The organism is Saccharothrix deserti, from assembly GCF_009769385.1.
Taxonomy (GTDB): domain Bacteria; phylum Actinomycetota; class Actinomycetes; order Mycobacteriales; family Pseudonocardiaceae; genus Actinosynnema; species Actinosynnema deserti.
In genome coordinates this window covers 1-7,007 of sequence record NZ_VKAB01000113.1, presented here as the reverse complement: position 1 = coordinate 7,007, position 7,007 = coordinate 1, and the positions used below count along the sequence as shown (strand labels likewise).

General features: G+C 68.8%; 2 protein-coding genes and 1 pseudogene. 1 reads left to right on the top strand and 2 read right to left on the bottom strand.

Going from position 1 to position 7,007, the window contains the following annotated elements; all coding sequences use genetic code 11:
• The first annotated feature begins 142 nt into the window (after positions 1-142).
• Positions 143-3,724, top strand: coding sequence for an nSTAND1 domain-containing NTPase (locus FM051_RS49440; protein ID WP_158854856.1), 3,582 nt, complete (start codon positions 143-145; stop codon positions 3,722-3,724).
• 613 nt (positions 3,725-4,337) lie between these two features.
• Here the strand turns inward: FM051_RS49440 and FM051_RS49435 are convergent.
• Positions 4,338-5,525: a sugar ABC transporter substrate-binding protein gene (locus tag FM051_RS49435; protein ID WP_158854855.1), complete on the bottom strand. Its 1,188-nt coding sequence runs from the start codon at positions 5,523-5,525 to the stop codon at positions 4,338-4,340.
• Positions 5,526-5,724: 199 nt separating this feature from the next.
• Positions 5,725-7,007: pseudogene (locus FM051_RS49430) on the bottom strand (hypothetical protein); the annotation flags it as partial.

Here is a 7,007-nt window from a genome sequence, read left to right as displayed (position 1 = left end):
GCCGCGATCGTGAAGAACCGACTCAAGCGAATCCAGTACCGGCCCGAACTGATCGACGCCTTCTTCGCCCACACCGGACTGAACCTCGAGCCAGAACCGCCGTAATGCCAGCCTTTCAACCTCTGTAGCTGTGCTGGGTCGCTTGAGCGGATGGCGAAGTGAAGGCTCGGCGGAGGTCGATCCCCGGTGGGTGGTGATCGCGGCGATCGTGTCGGGCGTCGGGTGGAGCAGCTGGGTGTTGCGTCGGGTTCCGGTGCGGTGTTCCAGGCGGGGCGCGACCTCCACGTCCGGTATTGAGGACAGCGGTCACACCTCGCGGGGCTCGTGGTCCGACAGCGGCGATGTCGAGTGCCCGTACCCCGGGCTGGCGGCGTTCACCACCGAGCAGTCGCGGTGGTTCTTCGGTCGGGAGGCGCTGACCGCCGACGTGGTCGAACGAGCCGCCGACTGCCTCGACGAGGGCCACCAACTCGTCGTGGTGGCGCCGTCGGGTGCGGGCAAGTCGTCGCTGCTGCGTGCCGGCCTTCTCGCTGCGATCAGCCGCAGGGCGTTGCCGATCATCGGGTCGGCGAGGTGGCCGCAAGTCGTATTGACACCCGGCGACCGACCGGTGGACGCCTTCGTACGTGCTCTCGCCGTCGGGCTCGGCCTCGATGTCGAACAGGTAGGCGGCTGGGCGGCGTCCCCTGACGCCTTCGCCGAGTCGCTCACCGCACATCTCGACGGCCGGCGGGTCGTCGTGGTGGTGGACCAGTTGGAGGAGCTGTTCACGCTGTGCGGGGACGACGGGCAACGCCGGTCGTTCCTCTACCTGCTGGACGGTATAACGGACTCCGGTGGACTGGTGGTCCACGGGCTGCGGATCGACGCCTACGCCCGGTGCGTGGCCTACCCGTCACTGCGGAAGGCGCTGCAGGACAACCAGGTTTTGGTCGGCCCCATGACCGAGAACGAAATCCGTCAGGCAATCGTCTTTCCCGCCCGGCACGCCGGCCTCGACGTCGAGCCGGGTCTCGTCGACCTCTTGCTCCACGACCTCGGTGACGAGGTCGGCAGGTTGCCCCTGCTCGCGCACGCGCTGCGCACGGTGTGGCGGGAACGGCACGGACACCTCCTCACGGTAGCCGGTTACCGCGCCGCAGGCGGTATCCGCAACGCCGTGGCCAGGACCGCCGAGCGCGTCCACCTTCACCTGGATGACACCGGCCGCGCCGCCGCGCAGGCGCTGTTCCTGCGGCTGGTGAAGATCGGTGACGGTGCCGACGACGCCCGCCGCACCCTGCCGGTCACCGACCTGACCTGTGATCCGGCGGTCCTCGACGCGTTCACCGACGCCCGACTGCTGACCCGGGACGAGCACACCGTCACCATCACCCATGAGGCCCTGCTGCGGGTCTGGCCCCGGCTGCGCGGTTGGATCGACGACGACCGCGCGGGCAACCTGCTGCACCAGAAGCTCGACGAGGCCGCACTCGCGTGGGAACGCGAGGACTGCGACGAAGCGCTGCTGTGGCGCGGCAGCCGCCTTGCCGCGACCGCTGCCTGGGTGGAACGCGCGCGTGCTCCGCTCACCCCGCGCGAGCGCGAGTTCCTTGAGCGGAGCACGGAGAGTGAGGCGCGGGAGCGCCGCTCCGCACAACGGCGACGACACCTGGTACTGCTCGCGGTAGTGGCACTGCTCGGCGCGTCCACAGCCATCGCCGTCCCAGTAGTGCGTCAACAACGCCTTGCCGAGCGGATCGAGGCGTCCCGCAACCTCGCCGCCCGTGCAGCTGACACCCGCGCTGAAGCCGCAACCAACGCGCTGTCGGCCTATGCCGCTTACCCGACCGTCGAGGCGCGCGGCCGGGTGCTCACCACTGCCGCGATCCGTCAGGGTGAACACCGGCGCCTTCCCCGCGACGACGATTACACAACTGCGGCGATCAGTCCCGATGGGCGGCTCGTGGCTCGACGCGGCGCCGACAAAGTGGTTCTGCTGGCCACCGAAACCCTGCAGGAGGTGGGCAGGTTCGCGGTGTCCGCCGAACCAGGCACGGCTTCCGACATCCTGTTCACCCCTGATGGGGCGACCCTCGTCGTAGGAGAATTCCGATCAAGCATCACGTTCGTGCGCGTGGCCGATCTACAACAGGTTCGCCGGGTGGACACGAGATTCCAGTGGGCGAGCGGGTTCGCGCTCAGCCCGGACGGGCGAACACTGGCGGCCACGGGCACCGGACCCGGAGTCCGCCTGTGGGACGCCACCACCGGTAGCAGCATCGGCGACCTCGATGCCGGTGAAGGCTCCGATGTCTCCCCCGCGTTCTCCGACGACAACCGCACCCTGGCCGTGTCCGACGGACAGGGCGCCGTGGAACTGTGGGACCTGCCGACCCGATCCCGGACGGCGCGGCTGCCGGTGGCGAACGGCGGGAGCGCCACGCGCCTCGCCTTCACTCCGGGAGGCGCACTTCTCATCGTGGGAGATGAGGGGGGCGAGGTGGTGGTGTGGGATGTCCTCACGAGCAGCAGGGTCGCCGTCGCCGCACGACACGCCGGAGGGGTCTACGGCGTCGCCGTGAGCTGGGACGGCCGCACCCTGGCCACCACCGGTGAGGACAACCGGCTGGCGCTGTGGGATGTGCGCCGCCGCGCGCCACAGCCGGATCTGCCCGTCGACCGCACGCGGACCCAGCACCGGGGCCTGTCCGGACTCTGGAGAGCCGCGTTCGCCCGCGACGGCACGCTCATCGCTTTCGACAGCACCGACACGTTCCTGTGGCGAGCCGAGCAAATTCCCGGCGACGCGGGATCCGAGATCACCGACCTCGGCTTCGAGGGATCCGGCACCCTGCGCACCTTGGACGAAAGCGGGGTTCTGACCACCTGGCGGACGGACCCCGAACTCCGCCGGACCGACCGGCGTCGACTTGCCGACGGCCCCCTCGCCGGGCGCTTCGGCCCCGGCGGCACCCGGCTCGTCCTCGGCGCCGCCGGCCAGCCGGTCACGGTTCACGATGTCCACAGCGGCCAAGCCATCCCCCTGTCCGTTTCCGGCTGGCCGGCCCCTGAGGCGAGCACGCGCATCGCCGCGTTCGCCGGCGACGGTCGCAGCGTTGTCGCTGTGACTACGAGCCAGCCGATCGTCGTCTGGAACACCGACCGCCCGACATCGACCCGGCCTGTGGCGACCCAGGCGGAGAGCGACCAGATCACGGGCGTCGGGTTCGTCGCCCGTGACGCGTCACGCCTCGCCGTCGCCTGGATCGACGGCTCGATCACCGTCACGGATCCGGGTAACAGGACCGACAGGTTGCTCGGACACCGGGAACCCGCACAAGCCCTCGCACCCACCCCTGACGGCTCGATCCTCGCCACCGCCGGGGCCGATCCCGAGGTGATCCTGTGGAACACCTCCGCCTGGAGTGAGATCGGGCGCCTCTCCGGCCACACCGCAGCGGTGTGGCGGGCCGAGGTGAGCCCCGACGGCAAATTGCTCGCCACCGGTTCGACAGATGGCACGATCATCCTGTGGGACCTCGCCACCCGTAGCCGCTGGGCGACCCTGACCGGTCAACCGGGCCCGGTGACCGCGCTCGACTGGAGTCCCGACAGCACCACCCTGGCCACCGCAGGCGCCGACAGCACCATCACCGTGTGGCCCGTCGACCCGACCACGGCGGTCGACAGGCTCTGCCGCACACTCGCCCCTGATCGGCACGAGCCCCCCTGCGATCACTGACCCGCAATCAGGGTCAGCCGATAGGCGCGGTAATCGCACATCCTGTGCCGCTGGAAGAGTCATCATCACTGGCAGACCGGGATCGACACCCGCTTGAGAGCATGCTCTGGTGATCGTGTCTTTGTTGTACGAGATGCCCCGGAAGCTGCTGTCTGCCCCATCGGTGCTGCTGCGCAGCAAGGCGGCGAAGGACGCCGAACTGCTCGTGCTGCACCACGAGAACGCAGTCCTCCGGCGCCAACTGACAGGCCCGGTACGTTACGAGCCCGCAGACCGGTTCTGGTTCGCGACCTGTCCAGGCTGCTGGACCGTCGACGATGGTAGAAAATCTTCCCGGTCACTCCCGGCACCCTGCTCGCCTGGCACCGCAGATTCATCGCGGCAAGGTGGGACTACACCGCTCGTCGACGCTGTGCCTACCGAAACCCTCATCCGTGCAGGTGACGGAAGCTGTGGCGTTGATATTCGAGGCGTGACGTTGGCCGGGAGGCCGTCCGCGCCGCGTGGCGCGGACGGTGTGCTCGGTGGTGGCCGGCGGGGTGAGGATAGGGCCGTCGGGCGGTCTGGACGCGGTCGTTGTCGGTGGCGGTCAGATTCCCTGCGGGCGATCGCCCTACGCCCCAAGGTCGATCCCGGTTGTCCAGGGCGCTTGGAACACCTCGGGCTTCAGGATTGTGCGCTTCGCCGTATGCCGTCGTTCAAGCATTTTCTGGAGCACTTCGACAGCACACTCAGCAAGCCGGTGCGAGTCCTGGACCACTGTGGCCCGCAACGGGCTCACGGCCGCAGCGATCAGGCTCCGGGCTTCCGGGTTCCCGTCGACACCGACGACCACGGTGTCGCTCGTGTGCTGCGAGGTGTTGGCGCGGATCGCATCGACGGCGCCCAGCGCCATGTCGTCACTCGTGCAGAACACGGCGTCGAGCGGCGTCCCGGACGACCGGATGTGGGCCTGCACCGCGTCGTAAGCCCGTGAACGGCGGAAGTCGCATGTGTCGTCGATGGTGATCGAGATGCCGCCGAACCCTGCCCGCAACAGGTCCGCACAGCGGTTCTGCCGGTCCGGGTGCTCGTGACTGGCGACGATGAGGACGTGCGGACGCCGCACACCGCGCCGGCGCAGGTGCCCGACCAGCCAACGCCCGGCCTCCTCGCCCAGGTCGCCACCGCGATACCCCACGAACGCGGTGTTCGCCGGGTACTCACTCTCGTCCTCGAACGGTTCCATGTCGGTGAACACCACCGGCAGCGCCAGCTCCGTGCAGAACTCCACGAGGTCCGGGCGCGACCGGCCCAACTCGGTCGGCCAGACGAACCCGCCGAGGTAACCGCTCCTGGCGGTCAACACCCTCCGCAGGTCATGGGCCAGCGCGGAGGCGTCGTGATCCCGGTCGGGCACCTTCAACACCAAGTCCAGGCCCTTGCGGTCGAGCGAGTGGTGCAGGCGCTGCAAGAAATCCAGAACCCAATACTTCTGCGTGAACGCCGACATCACGAGGAAGACCTGACCCGCGGTCGTACCGCGCCGCGTCGGCCACAGCAGGAGCAGGGCCACCAGCACCACCACGCACGGAGCCGCCCACACGAACACTCCACCGCGCAGAACCAGCACAAGCCCCGTAGCGCAGGCCAGCGAGATCAGCAGGGCCCGCACGGGCAGGACGGACGCACCGCGATGGTGGACATGGTGCTCAACGGTGACCACCGCGTCACGGCCGGCCTGCACAACCGCGCCCGCCGACGTCGCGTGCCCGCGCTGGCCGACTTCAGTGTCGTCGTCCGCCCGAGAACTTTCACCCATGAAGCACCCCCACCACCTTGTAGTCGCAAGGCATAGCCGACCGCGCGAACCCCGATCACGCACTATTGCGGCCTCATCGGAGGTTGCCCGTCCCTCTCCGAGCGGACGACAGTGCGCACTGCTGAAAGCCGCTCCTCCTGACTCACTCCGTTGATAGCTCATCAAGTGACCGGCCCGTGGTTGGGGCTTCTGCGGTGGGTCAGAGGGTTTTGCGGATGAGGTTCGTGTAACCGGCTACGGCCAGGGTGATCAGTCCCCACAGCATGGCTTGGATAATCCAGATGACCAGGGTGATGGCCTGTCCGCGTCGGGTGGAGGTGTCCAGGTCGCACTTGGCGCGTAGTCCGGTGACACCCAGAGGCAGGCCGCGGTCGATGCCGAGTCCGATCAGTTCGACGGTTGAGCACCGTGTGGCCGGTGTGGTCGTGGAACTGCCCTGTGGGGTGACACGTTCGACGGCGTGGTGTCCGGGCCGGGTGGGTATCTGGCCGGCGACGTATCCGACGGTGCCGGCGGCGGTCAGGGCGAGCAGCAGGGCCAGCGCGAGGGTGCGGTAGCCGTAGCCAGCCAGCCGTCCCCACAGGCCGTGTACCGCTCTGGCACCCCGGCTGCCCAGGGCGGCGGTGGCGCGGTGGCGCAGGTCGTTCTGCTGGGCGATGAGTACCTGGCGGGCGTTGCCGTCGTGTCCGGCGGCGCGTTCGATCGCGGCCAACTGCTGGTACAGCTGGGGGTGGTAGTGCGTGGTGTGGTGCGCGATGAGGTGGAGCCATTGTCGCCAGTCCACCGACCTCAACGCGGTGAAGGCGAAGTCGTCCAGATCAACCCGGCCGGGATGCCCACACTCACCACTGCGGCCCGCGTCGGGGCACACCACCCGCGCGGGCACGAGCACCGTGCCGTCCACTCGTGCCTTCTCCAGGTCCAACAGCAGCCCGGACGGGTTGCTCACCCGCAAGTCCGCACAATCGAGCTGGTTGCCGATGTGGGCGCCGTACAGGCCTATCGCGCCTTTCTCGCCGCTGCCGCGCACCCTGGCATCACGCAGAAACAGGCCGCCATCGACACGGAGCCCGTCGGCCTCTACGGCGGGGCCGGTGTCGTTGACGATCTCGGCCTTCTCGCAGTCGAGCGTGCCGCCGATGCGGGCGCCGAGCAGGCGTGCCGCGCCGTCCTCGCCGCTGCTGCGCACCGTGGCACCACGCAGAGAAAGGTCACCGTCGACACAGAGTCCATCGGCGTACACGGTCGAGAGGTGACTGCCCGAGAAGTCCAGTGGCCCGACCTTTGCATGGCGCGCGGTAAGCGGCTCGGCAAGCACGCACTCGACTAGAACCAACGGCGTGCTGGCGTGCAGGTGAGCTAGTGCCGCATCAGGCAACGTTCGCCCTGACGTGACACGCCGCGCGGGTCCTGTTCCGGGCGGTGCGTGTCCGTCAGGCTGGGTGAGTGGCAGATCGGGTACGTGTCCGTGGGATCGATGAC

What these genes read in the sequence shown, in the direction of transcription:
- FM051_RS49435 (WP_158854855.1), bottom strand. Translation starts at nt 5,525, where the DNA reads ATGGGTGAAAGTTCTCGGGCGGACGACGACACTGAAGTCGGCCAGCGC.